The sequence below is a fragment of the Klebsiella sp. 10982 genome, from assembly GCF_048589245.1.
Taxonomy (GTDB): domain Bacteria; phylum Pseudomonadota; class Gammaproteobacteria; order Enterobacterales; family Enterobacteriaceae; genus Klebsiella; species Klebsiella quasivariicola.
Genome location: NZ_JBMAXV010000043.1, coordinates 1 through 20899, shown reverse-complemented (window position 1 = coordinate 20899; position 20899 = coordinate 1). Strand labels below are relative to the sequence as shown.

Sequence of the window (20899 nt, the reverse complement as noted above, 5' to 3'; positions counted from 1 at the left end):
CTTGGGATTATTATTGTTACTATTAATCAGCAGCCTGTATTTTCATAGAAGCGGGGGGCAATATTCTGCTGTAAATGTAATACACTATGCCGGTGCCAATCAGGCCAACTAACCAAGAGATATCTGCACCATCCAACAAGCTTGCAATCGGACCAGTGTAAATACTGCTGGAAACAAAAGGAAGTTCCATTAATAAGCCAATGAAGTAAATGGAAATTACACTCCAGTTCCAGCGGCCATATATTCCTTGTGGATCGTTTAATGCCTGCAGGTCGCATTTTGAACGATGCCCCCACTGCCAGTCAGCCAGACAAATTGCACTCCAGGGAGAAATAAAGGTCAGTAGAAATAATAAAAAAGAAGAAAAAGCGTGAATGAAGCTTCCCGAGCCCCATAACGCAATGGAAACAGCTAACAAAATCATGGCTGATACATAAATAAATCGATGACCGACAGAGACGGTTGCTTTTCCTCTGAAACCATTCACCAGCGTCGCACTCGACATATAACTGCTATACGCATTCAATGTCATCATGGTTATTTTGCCGAAGCCTACGACAAAGTAAAGCAAAGATGCGACGAGACCGGATGCCCCCAGATTTACAACGAATTCTACTTCATGTCCGGTAAATGCCACTCCGGCAATAGCGGCGGAAAAAACACCAAATGTCATGGCTGCCTGAGAGCCCAGCGTTGTTCCAGAGGCGGCGGCAAAGAACACTTTCAGTTTTGATGTATCCGTAGGCAGGTAACGTGAATAATCTCCGACATAGGGGCCATAAGCAATTTGCCAGGCCGCCGCCAGTGAAATGGAAAGGATAAACTGGTTGGGAATAAATTTTCTCTGTTCTAGAAGACTGCTAATATTATGGCCAGCTAATAATGCAACGAACATGTAAATAAATGCAATGATGCCGACCACACTCGCGATCCGTGCTAAAGAATGTATGGCGCGGTAGCCTAAAGTGGCAACCAAGATCGTGATGACACCGAATAAAACGATACCCTGCCATTCTGCGGCATTCAAAATTTTAGCCACTGCCTGTCCTGCCAGCAAGGTGCCTCCAGCAGAGAACCCTATATATAAAAAACTTACCAGTAAAAGAGGGATGACCGCGCCATAAACACCAAATTGCATACGGCTTCGAATCATTTGCGGCAGTCCTGTAGCTGGCCCTTGTATGGCCTGTAGCCCCATTATGATACTGCCTAATATCTGACCTATAAATAAACCGATTAATGACCAGAAAACATCGCCGCCTAATACAACGGCCAACGCGCCGGTCACAATAGCGGTAATATTAAGGTTAACCCCTAGCCATAATGTAAACTGTCCCATAGCGCTGCCGAAGCGCTCATTATCAGGAACATAATCGATTGACCGTCTTTCTATAACCGTGTGCTTTACAGTGCTAGTGGAATGTTTCATAGATGAATCCTTTGAAAATTACAAGCATATAATCTGAACGGTACGCTGCCTGCTAGCAACATTTACTCGTTCTGCTATAGGCCGCCTGCTGTCATCAACATGAAGACTTAAACCTCTGCCTTTCTGCGATTCAGTCTTTAATACCCGTTTTTTTGCAGTGCCCTGATAAATTAGGGTGCCGATACCTTGACGATGAACGTGTTATGACGACATACGCCACTACTCCTCATGGGATAAACCTCATATCATTGATTCGAATACCTCAGAAATTAACTACTCTCAGATATTAATTAAGCATGACGTAGTATCGATCTTCGATCGTGATGTATTTTTTCCTCCGCCTGAAGTACTCGGCAGTCTCGGGTTCTGGTTATCAACCTCCACAAAGTCAGAGCCATCATGTTTAATTCTGTGATTGAAGGTACTCATCGTAATAACCGCCCCTTTACTTTGGTTGTTGGATTTTTCTCATAAAGTATAAGCTGTAAGAAAGATTTAATGTACAGGCCTGCATATACAACCTGCATTAGCCATGCCATGATTGCGCACCAAAACATAACAAATTGAATTTAAGACAGTTATTTTTTTGTCGGCTGGTTTTACCAGAGAGGATCTTTGTAAAGTATCCTCAAAGAAGTCAATTGTTGATAAAATGAAAGCATGACATGCCCCATTACAGGGATAAACACTTAACATTTGCACCACAATTGAGCAATGAAGTTTTCCACTAGATAATCATTAGCTATTAATTTAAATAAAATATTATATCCTCCTGTTTTATAAAAAATATCACTCCATCTTGGCAACCGTTAAACCAGTCATGTATATACAAATGAGTTGACCCTGACTCGAACTCCTGCACCATTCAGAAACATAATGCCGGTATGTTCTACACTCCCTGAACGGAGGTGGTGAGGTCGTGCCGATGAAAAAATCACGATTCACCGAAGAGCAGATTGTTTTTGCCCTGAAGCTGGCTGATCCGGTGAAGTCCGTGCCGGAGGCCTGCCGTAAGCAGGATATTTATGATCCCACGTTTTATACGTGACGAAAAAAACGGAGGAACATCTCCTACCGAACTGAAGCACATGCGGTTGTTTTGCGCTACGGGTCAGCCGTAGCTCTCTACGCTACGGTTCTGTGTCGACAGACAACAGCGCATTGCGCTCGCGTATCAGTGGGATCACCGAGACACGGGTTCACTATTGCTACCGGAGGGTTCACGTTATGCTAAGGCGGGAGGGCTGGCGGGATAAACTTAAGCGTATTTACCGACTGCTAAAGCGAGCAGGGGCTGTATCCGAATCATGCCTGGGGCATGGACTTTTTTTCTGATGCCTTATTTGACGGGCATCGGTTACGCCAGCTGACAGTCATTGATCTCTACACACGCGAATCTATTGGGATCTGCGTGGGCCAGAATCTGCGCTCAACGGAGATCGCAGAGATGAACACCATTGCCCTCACACGTCTCTTACCACAGTTGCTGAAAACTGATAACGGCTCTGAATTTGCTGGAAAATGATGGGCAAGTTGGTGTATGAAGGGGAGGGCCATATAGACTTTTCCCGGCCGGGAACACCTAGGGACAATGCCACAGCGGAGTCGTTCAATGGCAGTCTGCAGTCTGAGACAGGAATGACTGAACAAGGACTGGTACATGTCTCTGGAGGTTGCATGGTGCAGAATCGAGGCCTGGCGCATACACTATAACCAGAGGCGTCCGTATTATATACCCGGTTGGATGACGCCATCCAAATTCGCAGAGAAGTCTGCCTGTTGGCAGAATATGCAGTCAACATGAAGTCTGTTATTCCTGATTACGACTGGACCATATTCGGGGTCAGGGTCAACCAACCGACATTACAAACTGATGGTTGTATCGGTGATGGTCCCAACTTATTGATAGTGTTTTATGTTCAGATAATGCCCGATGACTTTATCATGCAGCTCCACCGATTTTGAGAACGACAGCGACTTCCGTCCCAGCCTTGCCAGATGCTGCCTCAGATTCAGGTTATGCCGCTCAATTCGCTGCGTATATCGCTTGCTGATTACGTGCTGCTTTCCCTTCAGGCGGGATTCATACAGCGGCCAGCCATCCGTCATCCATATCACCACGTCAAAGGGTGACAGCAGGCTCATAAGACGCCCCAGCGTCGCCATAGTGCGTTCACCGAATACGTGCGCAACAACCGTCTTCCGGAGCCTGTCATACGCGTAAAACAGCCAGCGCTGGCGCGATTTAGCCCCGACGTATCCCCACTGTTGGTCCATTTCCGCGCAGACGATGACGTCACTGCCCGGCTGTATGCGCGAGGTTACCGACTGCGGCCTGAGTTTTTTAAGTGACGTAAAATCGTGTTGAGGCCAACGCCCATAATGCGGGCGGTTGCCCGGCATCCAACGCCATTCATGGCCATATCAATGATTGTCTGGTGCGTACCGGGCTGAGAGGCGGTGTAAGTGAACTGTAGCTGCCATGTTTTACGGCAGTGAGAGCAGAGATAACGCTGATGTCCGGCAGTACTTTTACCGTTACGCACCACGCCTTCAGTAGCTGAACAGGAGGGACAGCTGATAGAAACAGAAGCCACTGGAGCACCTCAAAAACACCATCATACACTAAATCAGTAAGTTGGCAGCATCACCCGCATTACGTTGGTAGGAGCAGTAGCTAATACTGAGAGCTGCGTCCGGCGTATGGGTTTTTATCCAGTCCCAGTCTATGGGCCGATCACTCACCCGAAAATTAACCGCATCATTACTGGTACTCAAATAAAACTGCCGGCTTCCAAGGCAGGAGGTCTGTACTTTATGAACTGTTTCAATATAAATTCAACTTTGATAACTAAATAGCATATTGATTCATGAGATAACCAGTAACTTATAATTCTGCATTAAAAGGTACTCACCTCCTGAATTGCAAGGAGTGAAGCCAAGCAAGAGAGGCGATGCATCATGACCGACACAATCCCGTTAGTAAAATCATTTGAATTATTTAAACTTCATTCAGAAACAAAACCGGTTCACCGTCGTTGAACCGGTTTGTTCGATTTCAGACTGCAAGATGTTTCATTACCTGAATAAATGCCTGTGAGACAGATTCTTCTTGATGGTGATGTCCATCCTCAATCACCCAGCGTCCGCCAGTCATCACCGCGGTAATGGGATTAGATGAGCAGGCGAAGATCCAGCGGTTGAGCAACATCTGGTCTTCTGCGCTGGCGATAAAGGGATTCTGGCTATCCAATACGACAAGATCGGCCCGATATCCTACACTTAGCTGGCCAATGTTTTGGCCCAGCGCTCTGGCGCCGCCTCGTAGTGCCCCTTGATACAGCACGTTGCCGACGTGAGGCTCGCCTGGGACGATGAGCCGGTTGCGTCGCTGGGCTACCAGGCGCTGCCCGTATTCGAACCAGCGTAAATCCTCGCTGACGCTGACGCTAATATGGCTGTCGGAACCTATTCCCCAGACGCCGTTATGCTCCAGATATTGTGGGCCAGGGAATATGCCATCGCCGAGATTGGCTTCGGTGGTCAGGCACAGGCCGGCCACCGCACCGGATGCGGCGATCTTCATCGTTTCCTGAGGCGTCAGATGAGTGGCGTGGATCAGGCACCAGCGCGAATCCACGGGGAGATGGTTGTACAGCCACTCCACCGGGCGCTCGCCGGACCAGGCCAGGCAGTCATCCACCTCTTTTTGCTGTTCAGCAATATGAATATGAATCGGCTGCTGGCCAGGATGGCAGGCCAGAATGGCGCCAATCTGCTCCGGCGTAACGGCCCGTAATGAGTGGAAGCACAGACCGGTACGCTGCATTGGCTCGCCGGCCAGCCGCGATGTGAGCGACTCGTACATTGTCAGATAGCTGTCGCTATCGTTGATAAAGCGGCGCTGTCCAACGGAGGGCGGCTGGGCGCCAAACCCGGCGTAACTGTACAGGACGGGCAGCAGCGTCAGGCCGATGCCGGTATGTTTCGCCGCGCTGGCGATACGCAGCGCTAATTCCGTCCGCTCTTCATAAGGCGCGCCGCTGCTGCTGTGATGCAGATAGTGGAATTCGGCGACCGAGGTGTACCCGGCTTTGAGCATTTCGATGTACAGATAGCTGGCGATGGTTTCCAGCTGTTCTGGCGTTATTTTATCTACCAGCCTGTACATCAGATCCCGCCAGGTCCAGAAGCTATCCGACGGGTTTCCCGCGACCTCCGTTAACCCGGCCATCGCCCGCTGGAAGGCATGGGAGTGCAGGTTTGGCATACCCGGCACGACGACCCCTTTGATGCGCGTCGCATGCGGACTCGGCGCTGCGTTCTTTTCCAGCGCGGTTATGATGCCTTCTTCGGACACGGTTATGCCGACGTTATTTGCCCAGCCATCAGACAAAAGCGCTTTTTCTGCCAACCAGACTGCCATTTTACCACCTTATTATTAGTGCTAATATACTTGTACATATATATACATCTAACAGGTCATAGAGTAAACTGACAACGTCAGCATATGAGGAATGGTTAATGGCGCGTAATGACTTGTCAAATTCGGATTCCGTGGATGAGATACTTGAACATCCCGCCCCCTTTTATGAAAGGGTAAAGGTCATGATCAAAACCAAGATCCACAGCGGGGCATGGCCCGCGAATTACCGTGTTCCCTCTGAAAGCGAACTGGTTACGCTGTTTGGTTATAGCAGGATGACGATTAACCGCGCGTTGCGAGAACTGACCGCGGAGGGCTTGCTGGTGCGAATGCAGGGGGTCGGTACTTTTGTCGCCGAAATTCGCGGTCAGTCGGCGTTGCTGGACATTAACAATATCGCTGACGAAATCGTCAGCCGTGGCCATCGCCACCACGCCAGAGTTTTCAGACTGACGGAAATCGAAGCCGATGCCCAGCAGGCGTTCAGCTTTGGCATGCAGCAGGGTTGCGGTCTGTACCATTCGCTGATTTGCCATTATGAAAATGGCGTACCGGTTATGCTGGAAGACCGACTGGTGAATATGCAGGTTGTGCCTGACTACCTGCAGCAGGATTTTACACGTATCACGCCGAACGCCTATCTCTCCTCAATTGCGCCGATTGTTGAAGGCGAACACGTTATTGAAGCGGTCAACGTCACGCGGGCCGAGTGTGTTTACCTGGAAATTGATGAACATACGCCTTGTCTGCTGGTCAATCGTCGGACGTGGACCGGCCGTCAGGAGAAGAAAATCGTCACCAGCGTGCGCCTGGTCTATCCCGGTCCGCGTTACCGTCTGGAAGGGAGCATGCGCAAATGATCCGTCTGCTCCCTGCCGGGTTGTATACGGAAATGCCCTGGAAAAACGGCCTGGGCGTGACGCGCGAAGTGGCCCGCTATCCGGAATCGGGAGAATATGAATGGCGTATATCCCTGGCGACCATTCGCCAGCCTGGTCCGTTCTCCACATTTCCCGGCTACCTGCGCAATATCAGCGTGCTGGAAGGCGGCGGGATGTACCTGACAATCGATGGGCAGCGCAGCGCATTGATTGCGCCTTTCCAGGCGCTGGGGTTCAACGGCGCGAGCGGCGTATCCTGTGAGATTGTCGGCGGCCCGCTGCTGGATTTTAATGTGATTTACCGGGAAGCCGCTCTGCGGGCGACGGTGAGCTGGTGCGGGGCGGGAACGTGGTCGTATCAGGGCGGACTGCGGATATTGTTTAATGCCGGGCCCGCGTTGCGGGTGAGCGTCGGCGACCAACGCTATTTACTGGAACATTACGACAGCCTGCTGGTGGATGAAGCGGTGGCGCTGGTTATCCAGGACTCTCCGGGCGTGCGTCTGGCCCGCATCACGCTGGTTCCCCTTTAATCACGCCGCAGGCTCCATCTGCGGCGCCTGTTGTCACTCCTCTTCGCACAATGCCTGCAGCATCGCGCTGAGTTCGCCCTGATGAATCAGGGCGCGTAGCGCATGTATATCGGGGTAGAGCAGCGTATCTTTATCCCGAAACGGCACGCCTGACGCACTCTCTCCAGCGTCGCCTCGCTGCCCACGGCGGCACGCAGCGGGCGATGGAACTTCAGCGCCTGACAGGCGCACAGCAGTTCGATGGCGACGTTGTCCACGGCGTTTCTACCGCCTGAAGCGCTATGCGTGCGGCGGCAACCTCCACATGCTGACATGATCTTCCTGACCGGTGCAGGTGGACACCGTGTGGATACTGACCGGGCCGGCCAGACTGCGGTTATCGCCCGCCAGCGCAGCGGCGACGTAGGGTGGGATCATCATCCCGGAGTACCCCGAATCCGGCGAGATAAGAAAGGCCGGCAGCCCGCTGAGATGCGTATTGGTTATTTAGTCGCAACGGGGCTGGGAAGCGGTGCTCAACTGGGCAATCGCAACGGCAAGCGCCGTTGGCGCACCGCGGATCTGGGGGATACAGCGTATACTAAGCGAGTTCTGAAGCATAATTATCCTCTCTGAGGTTGCCAGTTGCTGAGTTGACGAGTGGCGTAAACCACCAGCATATCCTGCAGCAGCGCCAGAATGATGCTGTCCGCGATCCCACCGATGATGGGAGTCAGAAATTGCAGCAGGAAGCCCCAGGGTAAACAGCGAGCCGAGCTGTGGTGTGCCAATTAATGCCGCGACGGAAACGATTCTGACCTTAAACACCACGGCAACGCACAGACCGTAACGAATCACCGGCACGGCCAGCGGCGGGTCGTTCTGGAAAAACTGCTGGGCGGGTTTATACCCGAGCGCTGCCGCGGACTGACGGGTATCGGCCGATACGGAGTCCAGCCCGTCGCAGACGGTGCAAACCAGTAGCGCAAAGCTGCCGATGGCAAGTGCGACAACAACATTAATGGGGTCCAGAATCTGCGTGTGGAGCAGCGGGGGCAGCAGCACAAACAGCGCCAGTGACCGAATGGTATACAGTATGCCAAACAGGTTAACGATCGCCGACTCGACCGATGGCAGGTGGTGAATGCCCCAGGCTACAGGGGGCGCCAGAATTACCCCTATTACTACCTGCACAATTGCGAGATAGCTGTGCCAGAGAAACAGGTTGAAGATTTAATCGCTCTGCGCCCATAGCCAATCGAATCTCATGCTCCCTCCTGGTGCGTGGATTTACACATGTCGAGTACTTGATTGAGGTGGATGGTCCCCTGCAGGATTTGCCGTTCATCGACGATCACGGCCCGGTGGTTGGGCGAGCTCTGTGCAGCGTCCAGTAAATGGCGCAACGGGCTCCCTTGCTGGTGGAACGTCGCCCCCAGATTGATGTTGTCGTGGGTAATTGCTATTGCCGGCTGATGGGTGTCGAACCAGCCAAACGCTTTGCCGTTTTGGGTAACCAGCAGCCAGCGGTCGATGGTCATCTCTTTGGCCTGCTCGAAGGAACAGTCCGGCTCGGCATAGGGCTAGTTGCGTAACCCGGTTTCTGTGTCGGCGGCGTGGAAACTCAGTTTGCGATAGCCTCTGTCTTTGCCGATAAAGTCCGACACAAAGGCGTTTTGCGGCGTATTGAGCAGTTCGCCTGGAGAGGCCATCTGCGCCAGCTTGCCGCCAGGTTTAAGTACCGCGACCAGGTCACCGAGCTTCATGGCTTCATCAATATCGTGAGTGACCATAATGATGGTTTTGCTCACCTCTTTCTGAATACGCAAAAACTCTTCCTGCAGCTGTTCGCGGACCACCGGGTCGACCGCGCTGAACGGTTCGTCCATCAACATAAACTCCGGGTCTGCCGCCAGGGCGCGGGCAACGCCCACGCGCTGCTGCTGGCCTCTGGAAAGCTGTCAGCGGAAGGTTTGGCGATTTGCGGATCCAGACCGACGACTTCCAGTAATTCCCCCGGCTCTGGCTTTACTTTTAGTGGCGCAGTTGCACGATATCCATTTGCTCGGTTACTGGAACCGTTATCGGGCCAAATCCTGCATAACGATTCCAGTAACCGGTTAATTGTCCGCAACAAGGTGGTTTTCCACAGCCCGAAGGGCCGACAAATACCCTAATATTTCCACACGGTGCTACCAGGCCAAGGCCATTTACTTCGATCGAACCGTTGTCGTAGTGCTCAGCCACATTCTGGGAGGTAATCTTCTTCACGCGTCTGATTGTTGTGTGTGGTGTTCCCGAGTGCAGGGGAGTCACGCGACAAAATTCTTCTATAGGTAATCTTGTATGTACAACAAAAACGCTTGTGTCAGTACCAGTGAAATACGCAATAAGATGGTTATTTAGTGATTTAAAACAATTCATTAGTGTATTTTTCCGTTATAGGGTACTGCCGTTTATGGCGAGATAAGAAGTCATGACGAGATAGAAAATGCACTGGTGTTATCTTTTTGTGATGTTTTGGTGCACAAAAATAAGGCAGAGAGCTGTATTTTTGCACCATAATGGCACATCACCACAGTGTGTTCACGATGGTATAGCGCAGGATGTCTCTCTGATTTAATGTTAGCTTACTGTATTTTATGGGTTTTATAAATTCATTACTAACCTGGCATTCAATATGCTTATCATGTATACACAACTAAGCCGTAAAAAATAAAATTTACGATTAAGTAGCATATGACAGGTTACAGATAAGAAGGTAAAGCGCATGAGTAAACAAGCAACCCGTTTTCGCAATATTGAAATCAGAGCCCCGCGAGGCACTAAGCTGAACGCAAAAAGTTGGTTCACAGAGGCGCCACTGCGCATGCTGATGAACAACCTGGATCCCGATGTCGCCGAAAATCCAAAAGAGCTGGTGGTGTACGGCGGTATTGGCCGGGCGGCCCGCAACTGGGAATGCTACGACAAGATAGTGGAGACCCTGAAGCAGCTCAATGATGATGAAACGCTGCTGATCCAGTCCGGTAAACCGGTGGGGGTTTTCAAAACCCACGACAATGCCCCGCGGGTGCTGATCGCCAACTCGAACCTCGTGCCGCACTGGGCAAACTGGGAGCACTTCAACGAGCTTGATGCAAAAGGTCTGGCGATGTACGGGCAAATGACGGCCGGCTCATGGATCTACATCGGCAGCCAGGGCATTGTTCAGGGCACTTACGAAACGTTTGTGGAAGCCGGGCGCCAGCACTATAACGGTAGCCTGCGCGGACGCTGGGTGCTGACTGCGGGTCTGGGGGGGATGGGCGGCGCCCAGCCGCTGGCCGCAACCCTGGCGGGAGCCTGTTCGCTGAATATTGAATGCCAGCAGTCGCGTATCGACTTCCGTCTGCGTACCGGCTATGTCGATGAGCAGGCGAGCGACCTGGATGACGCCCTGACCCGCATTGCCCGCTATACCGCAAAAGGAGAAGCGGTATCCATCGCGCTGCATGGCAACGCGGCGGAAATTTTACCGGAGCTGGTAAGACGCGGCGTGCGCCCGGATATGGTGACCGACCAGACCAGCGCACACGATCCCCTCAACGGTTATCTGCCGCTGGGCATGAGCTGGGAAGACTACCGCGCTCGCGCGCAGTCCCACCCGGTGGAGACGATCCACGCGGCGAAAGCCTCAATGGCCGAACACGTTAAAGCCATGCTCGCCTTCAGGCAGCAGGGCATTCCCACCTTCGATTACGGCAACAACATCCGCCAGATGGCGAAAGAGATGGGGGTGGAAAACGCTTTTGACTTCCCAGGCTTTGTTCCCGCCTATATTCGTCCGCTGTTCTGCCGGGGGATTGGCCCATTCCGCTGGGCGGCGCTTTCCGGCGATCCGCAGGATATCTACCGCACCGACGCGAAAGTTAAAGCGCTAATACCCGATGATGAACACCTCCACCACTGGCTGGATATGGCCAGAGAGCGCATCAGCTTCCAGGGGCTGCCGGCCCGGATCTGCTGGGTCGGCCTGGGACAGCGCGCCCGGCTGGGCCTGGCGTTTAACGAAATGGTCCGCAGCGGCGAGCTGTCGGCACCGATCGTGATCGGCCGCGATCATCTTGACTCCGGCTCCGTTGCCAGCCCTAACCGCGAAACGGAAGCGATGCAGGACGGCTCCGATGCGGTCTCCGACTGGCCATTGCTGAACGCGCTGCTGAATACCGCCAGTGGCGCGACCTGGGTTTCCCTGCACCATGGCGGCGGCGTAGGGATGGGCTTCTCCCAGCACTCCGGCGTCGTCATTGTCTGCGACGGCAGCGATGCAGCGGCGGAACGTATTGCCCGGGTGCTGAGCAACGATCCGGCCACCGGTGTGATGCGCCATGCGGATGCGGGTTATGACATCGCGATTGAATGCGCCAGAGAGCAAGGACTTAACCTGCCAATGATTGCGGATTAATTTCTCCGGCGAAGGGGGCAATGTATCCCCTTCGCCTCACCGGAGTGCAGCCATGAATAATAACAACACAACATACATCGAAACACGTTCTATTGAACCCATCCCTGACGGTGAACGCCACGGTAGCATTTTTAGCCAGTTCACCCTGTGGCTGGGGGCTAACCTGCAAATTACCGCCATGGTCACTGGCGCATTAACTATTGTATTCGGCGGGGATGTTTTCTGGTCGCTGGCCGGTCTTATGCTGGGGCAGATTGCCGGTGGGATTGTGATGGCATTGCATGCCGCGCAAGGGCCGCAGCTGGGGATACCACAGATGATCAGCAGCCGGGTACAGTTCGGCGTCTACGGCGCCTGCCTGCCGATTCTGCTGGTCTGCCTGATGTACCTTGGCTTTATCGCCACCGGGGCGGTGCTGTCCGGCCAGGCGATCTCAGCGGTTTTCCATACTACGGAAACCAGCGGCATTCTGCTTTTTGCTGCCGCCACGCTGGTTATCGCCTACGTCGGCTATCGGTTGATCCACCTGTTGGGTAAGCTGGCAAGCCTGGTGGGGATTATCGCGTTTATCTACCTGCTGTGGAAAATCAGTGCCTTTCCGGCTATTGGCGACCTGCTGAGTATCCGACCCTTTAGCTGGAGTACGTTTTTAACCGCCACCGGCCTTGCGGCTTCCTGGCAGATCACCTTTGGCCCCTATGTTGCCGATTATTCCCGCTATCTGCCGCGCAGCACCTCTCCCGGGAAGGTCTTTTTCGCCGTCGGGAGCGGTTCGGTGATTGGCGCGCAAATCGCCATGACCGTCGGGGTGCTGGCTGCCGCTCTCTCTCAGGGAAAACTGGTCGGTCATGAGGTGGACTATATCGTCGGCCTGGGCGGCACCGGCGCGATTGCCACGCTGTTATATCTGAGCATCGCGTTTGGTAAACTGACGATCAATACCCTGAATGCCTACGGCAGCCTGATGTGCCTGGCGACGGTGTACAGCTGCGGGAAGCAGCGAGTGCGCGTAAGCCAGTCGGTACGTCTGCTGGTGCTGGCGATGATTATTACCCTGGCGACCGCTATCGCGATTATCGGGCAACACTCTTTCCTGTCGGCGTTTAAATCCTTCCTGTTGTTCCTGTTGACTTTCTTTACACCGTGGAGCGCGATTAACCTGGTGGATTACTATTTCTTCAACCATCAGGCGATAGACATGGAGGCGCTGAACGATCCGAACGGGAAATATCGGGCGTGGAATGTGACGGGGCTTGGGGTTTATCTCGTTGGAGTGGCGGTACAGACGCCGTTTATTGATAGTGGATTCTATTCCGGCCCATTCGTGAAGATGCTGGGCGGTATCGATATCTCCTGGCTCATTGGGCTGGCGCTTCCGGCGGGGCTCTACTATGTCCTGCGCAAAGCGCCGTCCGCGGCGGCTGTCGCCGCCATCAGTCGTTAAAGGAGAGCGTCATGTATACCCTTTGGCACCACTGCCGGATCGCCACCATGGCCGCAGGGCATTATCAGTTGCTTAACGATGGCGCGATGCTGACCGACGGCGCAGTGCTGTTATGGGTCGGGAACCGGGCAGAAATGCCGGACTTGCCCGTTGCGCAGCAGGTGGATTTGCAGGGCAGGGTGGTCACGCCGGGACTGGTGGATTGTCATAGCCACGCAGTGTTTGGCGGCGACCGGGCCCGGGAATTTGAAATGCGTCTCAACGGGGCGAGCTATGCGGAGATCGCGGCCGGCGGCGGTGGGATCGCCAGTACAGTCAACGCCACTCGACAGGCCAGCGAAAGCCAGTTGCTGGAGAGCGCGCGGCAGCGTATCCGGGAGCTGTGCCGGGACGGCGTAACGGCGCTGGAGATCAAATCCGGTTACGGCCTGGATCTGGCTAACGAACGTAAAATGCTGCGGGTGATCCGCCGTTTAGGCGACATAGTGCCGCTGACCGTGCGCAGTACCTGCCTGGCGGCCCATGCGGTGCCCGTCGAGTATCAGGAGCGGGCGGATGCCTGGATTGACTATATTTGCGAACGACTGCTGCCGGAACTGCATCAGGAAGGGCTGGTGGATGCGGTGGATGCGTTCTGCGAACACCTGGCATTTTCGCCCTCGCAGGTGGAGCGGGTCTTTCAGAAGGCCCGGGAACTGGGGCTGCCAGTGAAGCTCCATGCTGAACAGCTAACGCTACAGCATGGGGCGGCGTTGGCCGCTCGCTACCATGCGCTGTCGGCGGATCATCTGGAATATTTGTGCGAAGAAGATGTCGCCGCAATGGCACGCCATGGGACGGTGGCGGTGCTGCTGCCGGGCGCCTATTACTTCCTGCGTGAGAAACAGCTACCGCCGCTGGATCTGCTGCGTCAGTACCGGGTGCCGATTGCCCTCGCCAGCGATTTAAATCCCGGCACCTCGCCGGTGTTGTCCCTGCGTCTGATGATGAATATGGCCTGTACGCTATTCCGCATGACACCGGAAGAGGCGTTGGCTGGCGTGACGCTTAACGGCGCGAAAGCGCTGGGGCTGGATACAGTTTGCGGTTCTCTGGAAGCCGGAAAAGAGGCCAGCTTCGTGGCGTGGGATATCGCTCATCCGGCGGAGCTAAGCTACTGGCTGGGAGGCTCCCTTTCGAAACAGGTGATTTATCAAGGTAAGGAGGTTTATTGTGATTAAGGCGTTTGATTTGCGGCAGGGGAACCTGCCCCTGCTGGTCAGTATGCCCCATCCGGGAACGTTATTAACCCCCGAAGTCGACCAGGGACTCACGCCGAGGGCGAAGCGTCTGGAAGATACCGACTGGCATGTTCCCTTGCTCTATCAGACCATCGCGGACATGGGGGCCAGCACGTTATGCGCCCGCTATTCCCGCTATGTGGTGGATATCAATCGCCCGGCGGATGATAAACCGCTTTACAGCACGGCGACAACCGGGCTGTTTACCGATATCTTTTTTGACGGCGAAGCCCTGTTCGTGCCGGGCGGTGCGCCTGACGCGGCGGCGAAGGACGCGATCCTAAAACAGGTCTGGCAGCCTTATCACCAGGCGCTTGCCGCTGAACTGGCACGCCTGCGTGAGAAATTTGGCTATGCGCTGTTGTGGGATGCGCACTCGATCAAATCCGTGGTGCCGCGCTTGTTTGAAGGGCGCCTGCCGGATCTGAACTTTGGTACGGCGGACGGCGCCAGCTGTTCGACGCAGCTCAGCCAGGCGCTGCTGGCAAGCTGCAGTGCGTTCCCGCAGTATAGCCGGATACTCAATGGCCGCTTTAAAGGCGGATATATCACCCGTCACTATGGCGATCCCGTCAACCATATTCATGCAGTTCAGCTAGAAATGGCCCAGTGCTGCTATATGGATGAGGAGAGCTTTGCTTATCTTCCGAAGAAAGGGCTGCAGGCGCAACAACTGCTGGAGAGGTTGATTAATACTGCGTTGCAGTGGGGACGAGAGGAGTACGGCAAGCCCGGAATGTGAACACGTATATTGAAAAGCCGAAGACACAATCACACGAAAACACCAAAATAGACGAAAGCGATAAGGAAGGGAAGTGCTGACACAACGATCGCTTAGCCTTAATGCTGAAGCAGGATTCTCCCATGAAGGAACTGACCCATACAGCTTGACAGTTATAATCAACCAATGGACTTACCCCACGCCTGTAGACAAAATCCTGTCCTCACGACGAGGCCTGTTCAAAGGCCTCCGGACTGACGCTACCGAGGTGGCTGTGGCGTCGGTTACGGTTGTAGAACACTTCAATGTAAGCGAAAATATCCGCCCGGGCCATGTCCCGGGTTTTGTATATTCTCTTCCTGATACGTTCTTTTTTCAGTGAACTGTAGAACGATTCGGCCACCGCATTATCCCAGCAGTTGCCACGCCGGCTCATGCTCGGTGCCAGGTTATTGGCCCGGCAGAAACACTGCCGGACATCAGCGCTATCTCTGCTCTAACTGCTGTAAAACATGGCGACTGAAGTTCACTTACACCGCCTCTCATCCCGGTACACTCCAGAAAATTATTGATATAGTCAGGAATGGCGACGGATGTCGCGCCAGTGCACGCATTATGAGCGTTGGCTTCAAAACGATTTTACGGCACTTAAAAAACTCAGGCCGCAGTAGGTAACCTCGCACATAGAACCGGGCAGTGACGTCATTGTCTGCGAGGAAATGGACGAACAATGGGGCTACCTCGGCGCAAAATCATGCTGGGTTAGCCCCTTTAAACACCAGACAGTGGCTGTATCTCCAGATAAGAGATAGGCTTGAATATATGTATAACTCTAACGCCAATTTTGAGATGACCGGGATCCTGTTAGGGCAAGAAGTCCGTAAATGTAAAACGCCTCATAAGGAAATCGCTATTATCCTGCAGACGATGTAGCCAGGCATGAATGTCTCCCATGCCGCCCGCCTGCACGGTATTCAGCCCAGCCTGCTGTTTAAGTTGAAGAAGCAAAATCAGGAAGGCTGCCTTACCGCCATTGCTCCCGGAGAAGATGTCGTTCCTGCTTCTTAGATCATATCTACACTGAAGCAGTGTCCGGGAGTTTCAGTACCTTCTGGGCAAGAGACGATGGAAGTCGAGATCCTGAAAGAAGCCGTGGAGTACGGTCAGTCGCGAAAATGGATAGCGTACGCGTTCTTGTTGCCAAAGGACGGGGAATAGCCCGTGTCAGCCGCGCCATGGGCATGTCGTGTGCGCAGCGAAACGTTCTGCCGACTGGTAGGACAGGCGCAGTAACCGGCGTAATGACGACGCAGACGCGGAATACTGTCGGCTTTCCTCAATATTATCAGTGATAAACCGAGTTATGGTTATCGACGCGAGTGGGGCATCCGGCGCAAGCAAAGTAAGACAGAGTGACAACCAGCAGTAAACGCCAAAAGGTTTTACAGGATAATGAGCGAGTATATGCATGACAAGCAAGAGCGACCGAAGCGTAGACATAAGGCCAAAATCTCGTTAGCAGAAAGCGAGATGCTCAGGTGTTCAGATGGCTTTGAATTCGTCTGCGAGAAGAGTGAAAAACTGCGGGTCACGTTCGCGCTGGACTTCTGCGACCGTGGGGGCATAGACTGGGCAGCAATCACGGGAGGTTATGACAGTTCGACGGTGCGGGATGTGATTCTGAAAGCGCATCGGCGACATGTTGCCGGACACACCAGTGCAGTGGCTGACGGACAACGGTTCAGCGTATACCACGTATGAAACGCGGAGGTTCGTGAAAACGATGAAAGAAGACTATATAGCGTTCATGCCAAAACAGGATTGAGAACAGCACTGTGAAACCTTGCAGCAGCATTCAAGCATAACAATGAAAACCACCCGCACAGCGCGCTGGGATATCACTCTCAAAGGGAACAACTGTAGCAGTGCACATCGTTAATTTAAGATACAAAAGCTGTCCAGAAACGGCGGGTCAAGATCAGGACGAGTAGGAGTACGCCTTCGCGGAATAGCGTACGATGTCTGGTCTTATGCAACGGTAGGACGCGGCGCTGAGCGAGCGCGTCACGGCCTTCAGAACGCAGATGCAGAGTTTGAGCGAGCAGCGCAGCATCATAAAGCGCTAAAGCTGAAACGATCGCAGTGGTAGCAGACGTACAATGGACCGACGCTGTGACAAACAGGTTAAAACAGGGCTTTCAGCTAAGTTGCGTCGAAAACCAGTGCCATTCACACGACTGCATGCTATGCAGTCGTGCTGAACACGTCCGGAGCGGTGTAGCTAAGGGCTGCTATGGTAAATGCGGCATTTTTTAATTATATGGAGTGTATTTTTATGAGAATTAAAAAGCCTCACCTTCGTCCGATAGTCATAACCTTGTCCGTTGGTGGTATTTTTTTGACTTCTATTTTTATGATAGTTGTCATTATGTTTTATCAACACGAAAATATAGAAAAAGATTTGCTTGATGCTAATTCATCGTACGCTATGAAAATGTCGGATGTAATGAGCAGTTATATTGAAATGGCTCAGGGCGAACTAGCATATGGCGCTAAGAAAATTGAATCAACGACTGATGTTGAATATCTTAAAAATGAGGCTGATAGGCTAAGATTGCAGTCCGGCATGTTTAATTCAGTTATTGTTGTTAGTAATGGCGCTGTTGTTCTGGCAACTTCTCCAGAATCACTTGATTTAGTTGGTGTTCACTTGAACTCAAGTGTCAGTAAATTGGCTATTGAGGGCAAAAAGGCATTTATATCGCAACCTTACAAATCAGTTGCTGGGAATTTGATTGTTTTGTTGTCACATCCTATTTATGATAAGAGTGGTAATTACATAGGGTATATCGGCGGGTCTATATATCTAAAAAAACAGAGTTTATTTAGCGATGTTTTGAGTAGGCATTTTTTTAATGACGACACTGAAATTACCATCGTTAGTGATGATGGTAATGTGATCTTTAATAAAGATAACAGTGTTGTTGGTCGACCGATGGTTATGCCTGATGATTTGAAATCAAAGTTAGCTTCGTCTGAAAGAGGCGATGGTACCTTTTTTTCTTCGGGGCATAAGTATCTTCTTGGTTATGCTCATATGAAAAATACTGACTGGAATGTGTTTGTTTATAGTCATGCTGACAACGTGACCACTATTCTTATTAATTATGCTAAAAATGTGCTTGTGCTGCTAGTTGTAATAATAGTTGTGTTTTCAATTGTTTCATATTTCATTGCATCCCAAATCTCAATTCCTTTAGAAAATCTTGCTATATCTACCAATGCTAAAGATATAGAGTCCTCGCTGACTTATATTAAAGGTATCAATGCTTGGTATGCCGAAGCTGACCGCCTTAAAAAGGCACTTTTAACGAATGTAAAGGTAATGATGAAAAGGGTTAACACTCTAAATGAAGTGGCAGTAAAAGATCCCCTAACCGGTGTAAATAATAGATTGGGGTTTTCGAATAAAACAAAGGATTACACGCAAGGCTCAGGGGCTTCAGTTATTGCTATTGATGTTGACTTTTTTAAAAAAATAAATGATTTCTTCGGGCATGGGGTCGGAGATGAGGTGCTTATTTCTTTGGCTCATGCTATTAATTCTTGCTGCCGTAGTGAAGATATTGTTTGCCGGTTTGGTGGTGAAGAATTTGTTATTTTTCTGCCGAATACTTCAGTGGTAACAGCAGAGCGTATTGCGGAGCGTATCAGAAGTGTTATTGAAAGTTCTGTTTTTACTAATGACTTGCGTGTCACCATATCTGCTGGTGTAGCAACGCAAACTGATCCCCTTAGTGGGATCGACTTTTTGCTGAAAAATGCTGATGATGCTCTTTATCAAGCAAAGGGAGAGGGGCGTAATAAAGTGGTTGTATATAGTGCTATTTGAGTTTTGTGTAATGCTCCCAACTTACTGATTTAGTGTACGATGGTGCTTTTGAGGTTCTCACGTGGCTTACATTTGAATTGTCACGGATAATCTAAACACTTCCGAGCCATTGATAATACTGGTTTTCATATCCTGTCGGTGACATCTGATTGCTCGACCCATGTCGACGCTTACTGTTATAAAAAATTTCGATGTAATCAAAAATTTCGCTGCGGGCTTCTCCCGCCTTCCGTAGATCTTTTCTTTATGCGCTCTCGGTTCAGTAACTGAAAAAGCTTTCTGCAACCGCGTTATCGTGACAGTTACCGCGACGGCTCATACACCCTTCCATGATTGCCGTGGTTCCGCGTCGTCTGGCCTGCAAAGATGATTATCTGGTGATTGTGGATATGCCACTGGAAGTACCATGCTTTACGATAGCATGGCCTGGAATCGCGATCCGGCGCATCAATGGATCCGGGCGTTGTGCGTTGAGGTCAGTCAGGATGATCCATTTTGACGGTATCAGAATACAGGGCGACTGTCGGTAAGATATAAAATTACTTATTTTCCTGATGCCGGATAGATGTAAGCAACACCCCAAACCAGATTAATTACTTGCAAAACGGAGGTAGTCCATAGATGTAAAAGTGGGCTCAGAAATGCCCATATTTCGGCAGACTACCCCGACGCGAGTGCCGGTTTCGGCCTTTTTCAGCGCAAACGCAATCTGTTCTTCAGTATAGCTTGTCTTTTTCATGGCGAAATACGTGAAATCGCTATTTAGCTATTTTTTATGAAGAATGATGATCCGAGATACTTGAAAACCGTTGTTGCATTGTGAAAGCATCCCATTTTGAAAAAATCTTGAATTCAAAATGTTGAAGACAAAATCGGATGGAAAAAGTTAACTTATCTGGTATTGTCAGTAAAACCGGCAAAGGATTCAACTTACCAGGGGTGGTTTGTTGAATATGGAGCAGTAGCAGCCCCTTTGCCGGTTTGTCATCCTATCATGCTTGCATCACTTTCCTTCCTGCACCTAAAGACATCCACATACGATCTGCAAATAAGAAGCTCAGGTTTCATTATGGGAGTGAACTTCTTTTAACGATAAATGGGTCTCGCCAGATGCATGAAACGTGACACTGTCACATTTAGATGAATATGATTTAATTCCATTGGTTATAGTTACTATGATAAATATCAATAGCGATAAAATAACATCAATTAATTATAAAATTGATACATAATAAATAAAACGAAGTTTCATTATTTTGCTATAAAAACAATAAAAATGTATGGATTCGGGAATAATGAGAAATATGCTCATTTTTCCATCGCTTCAAGATGTATGCAACATCCTATTTACAGTTAGAATAATAACTCTTATTCCATGTGTTAATTTAATGTTATCACCCGAAGTGGGGGTAACCAGCTTCTAAATCAGTCAAAAAGTTACTTTTCTAGTGGTTTTTGTTCAGGTTGCGCTACGCGAAATCTGAAGAAAAACGGAGGGGTGAGTACGTCAGATTTCACGTAGCGCACGGCGACGAAAAGAAAATTTCGTATGATTTCTGGCCGGTTAATTGATCAAAATTGAAATCGCAGGATGAAGTACAACAGGGCTGAAGCCTTTTATGCCAGAAAAGTGCTGATAGTTATAATAGGGCCGAAGCCCTTACTGAAGCATTTTGGCGTTAACTGCAGCCCTTATCGGGCAAATGGGGTAGGGGGCCAGCCGGTGCAACCCATGATGCCCAACCATCCTTTCCATATCGTTCATTATAGTAACTTTCTTTGATCGCCTTACGCGCCAAATATGAAGCAGTATCCATACCAAATACCTCAATAGGAAATAGTTCATGCCCCCCAATATCCGTCAGAC

The 20899-nt window shown here is 51.1% G+C and carries 13 protein-coding genes and 10 pseudogenes; 13 read left to right on the top strand and 10 right to left on the bottom strand.

The genetic code is table 11. From position 1 onward, the window contains the following. Positions 1 to 22: 22 nt before the first annotated feature. Positions 23 to 1429 carry a purine-cytosine permease family protein gene (locus ACKLKD_RS23265; protein ID WP_032413280.1) on the bottom strand — a complete coding sequence of 469 codons (1407 nt, stop codon included), beginning with the start codon at positions 1427 to 1429 and terminating at the stop codon, positions 23 to 25. A gap of 925 nt (positions 1430 to 2354) precedes the next feature. Here ACKLKD_RS23265 and ACKLKD_RS23260 point away from each other — a divergent pair. The 3 genes from ACKLKD_RS23260 (at position 2355) to ACKLKD_RS23250 (ending at position 3233) form a co-directional block, all read left to right on the top strand. Then, positions 2355 to 2477: a transposase gene (locus tag ACKLKD_RS23260; RefSeq protein ID WP_032413283.1), complete on the top strand. Its 123-nt coding sequence runs from the start codon at positions 2355 to 2357 to the stop codon at positions 2475 to 2477. A 270-nt stretch (positions 2478 to 2747) separates the two neighbouring features. Beyond that, on the top strand, positions 2748 to 2954 hold the full coding sequence (locus ACKLKD_RS23255) for a DDE-type integrase/transposase/recombinase (protein ID WP_135724588.1): 207 nt from the start codon (positions 2748 to 2750) through the stop codon (positions 2952 to 2954). 117 nt (positions 2955 to 3071) lie between these two features. Then, entirely contained in the window at positions 3072 to 3233 is a 162-nt protein-coding gene (locus ACKLKD_RS23250) for an integrase core domain-containing protein (RefSeq protein ID WP_117077785.1), read from the top strand. Between the two features lie 95 nt (positions 3234 to 3328). On the opposite strand, the gene ACKLKD_RS23245 is transcribed toward ACKLKD_RS23250, so the two are convergent. After that, positions 3329 to 4026, bottom strand: a protein-coding gene (locus ACKLKD_RS23245) for an IS1 family transposase (protein ID WP_420061989.1) whose coding sequence is annotated in 2 segments (ribosomal slippage) — positions 3329 to 3777 and positions 3777 to 4026 — 699 coding nt in all. Because the reading frame shifts where the segments join, the coding sequence is not laid out codon by codon here. A 461-nt stretch (positions 4027 to 4487) separates the two neighbouring features. Beyond that, a complete protein-coding gene (locus ACKLKD_RS23240) occupies positions 4488 to 5855 on the bottom strand; it encodes a formimidoylglutamate deiminase (protein ID WP_032436710.1) in 1368 nt (455 codons plus the stop codon). 98 nt (positions 5856 to 5953) lie between these two features. Between ACKLKD_RS23240 and hutC the strand changes: the two genes are divergently transcribed. Both hutC and ACKLKD_RS23230 read left to right on the top strand, forming a co-directional pair. After that, positions 5954 to 6715: a histidine utilization repressor gene (gene hutC / locus ACKLKD_RS23235; protein WP_032413289.1), complete on the top strand. Its 762-nt coding sequence runs from the start codon at positions 5954 to 5956 to the stop codon at positions 6713 to 6715. After that, positions 6712 to 7269, top strand: coding sequence for a HutD family protein (locus ACKLKD_RS23230; protein WP_004118884.1), 558 nt, complete (start codon positions 6712 to 6714; stop codon positions 7267 to 7269). The genes hutC and ACKLKD_RS23230 overlap by 4 nt, the downstream gene beginning before the upstream one ends. 33 nt (positions 7270 to 7302) lie before the next feature. On the opposite strand, the pseudogene ACKLKD_RS23225 reads toward ACKLKD_RS23230, so the two are convergent. The 3 pseudogenes from ACKLKD_RS23225 to ACKLKD_RS23215 form a co-directional block, all read right to left on the bottom strand. After that, positions 7303 to 7812 (bottom strand): annotated as a pseudogene (locus ACKLKD_RS23225) (aromatic amino acid lyase); the annotation flags it as partial. A 59-nt stretch (positions 7813 to 7871) separates the two neighbouring features. Next, a pseudogene (locus ACKLKD_RS23220) lies at positions 7872 to 8481 on the bottom strand (ABC transporter permease). A gap of 32 nt (positions 8482 to 8513) precedes the next feature. Then, positions 8514 to 9519: pseudogene (locus ACKLKD_RS23215) on the bottom strand (ATP-binding cassette domain-containing protein). Positions 9520 to 10018: 499 nt separating this feature from the next. Between ACKLKD_RS23215 and hutU the strand changes: the two are divergent. Genes hutU through hutG form a run of 4 tightly spaced genes read left to right on the top strand, consistent with a single transcriptional unit; the run spans position 10019 to position 15161 of the window. Next, positions 10019 to 11695, top strand: a complete 1677-nt coding sequence (gene hutU, locus ACKLKD_RS23210; protein WP_032413293.1) for a urocanate hydratase — start codon at positions 10019 to 10021, stop codon at positions 11693 to 11695. Between the two features lie 52 nt (positions 11696 to 11747). Next, positions 11748 to 13139, top strand: coding sequence for a purine-cytosine permease family protein (locus ACKLKD_RS23205; protein ID WP_004118873.1), 1392 nt, complete (start codon positions 11748 to 11750; stop codon positions 13137 to 13139). A gap of 11 nt (positions 13140 to 13150) precedes the next feature. Beyond that, positions 13151 to 14359 carry an imidazolonepropionase gene (hutI, locus tag ACKLKD_RS23200; RefSeq protein WP_032413295.1) on the top strand — a complete coding sequence of 403 codons (1209 nt, stop codon included), beginning with the start codon at positions 13151 to 13153 and terminating at the stop codon, positions 14357 to 14359. Then, positions 14352 to 15161, top strand: coding sequence for an N-formylglutamate deformylase (hutG, locus tag ACKLKD_RS23195; protein WP_032413296.1), 810 nt, complete (start codon positions 14352 to 14354; stop codon positions 15159 to 15161). Before hutI ends, hutG begins: the two co-directional genes overlap by 8 nt. A 202-nt stretch (positions 15162 to 15363) precedes the next feature. Here hutG and ACKLKD_RS23190 read toward each other — a convergent pair. Further along, positions 15364 to 15615, bottom strand: a pseudogene (locus ACKLKD_RS23190) (IS3 family transposase); the annotation flags it as partial. On the opposite strand from ACKLKD_RS23190, the pseudogene ACKLKD_RS23185 reads away from it, so the two are divergent. The 4 genes and pseudogenes from ACKLKD_RS23185 to ACKLKD_RS23170 all read left to right on the top strand — a co-directional run. Then, a pseudogene (locus tag ACKLKD_RS23185) lies at positions 15582 to 15895 on the top strand (IS1-like element transposase); the annotation flags it as partial. The pseudogenes ACKLKD_RS23190 and ACKLKD_RS23185 sit on opposite strands and share 34 nt — an antisense overlap. A 94-nt stretch (positions 15896 to 15989) precedes the next feature. Beyond that, positions 15990 to 17063 (top strand): annotated as a pseudogene (locus ACKLKD_RS23180) (integrase core domain-containing protein). 52 nt (positions 17064 to 17115) lie between these two features. Further along, a pseudogene (locus ACKLKD_RS23175) lies at positions 17116 to 17289 on the top strand (nuclease); the annotation flags it as partial. A 186-nt stretch (positions 17290 to 17475) separates the two neighbouring features. After that, positions 17476 to 19032 carry a sensor domain-containing diguanylate cyclase gene (locus ACKLKD_RS23170; protein ID WP_032413416.1) on the top strand — a complete coding sequence of 519 codons (1557 nt, stop codon included), beginning with the start codon at positions 17476 to 17478 and terminating at the stop codon, positions 19030 to 19032. A gap of 91 nt (positions 19033 to 19123) precedes the next feature. Here the strand turns inward: ACKLKD_RS23170 and ACKLKD_RS23165 are convergent. The 3 pseudogenes from ACKLKD_RS23165 to ACKLKD_RS23155 form a co-directional block, all read right to left on the bottom strand. Beyond that, positions 19124 to 19351 (bottom strand): annotated as a pseudogene (locus ACKLKD_RS23165) (IS3 family transposase); the annotation flags it as partial. A 306-nt stretch (positions 19352 to 19657) separates the two neighbouring features. Next, positions 19658 to 19771 (bottom strand): annotated as a pseudogene (locus ACKLKD_RS23160) (transposase); the annotation flags it as partial. A gap of 940 nt (positions 19772 to 20711) precedes the next feature. Continuing rightward, positions 20712 to 20899, bottom strand: a pseudogene (locus tag ACKLKD_RS23155) (hypothetical protein); the annotation flags it as partial.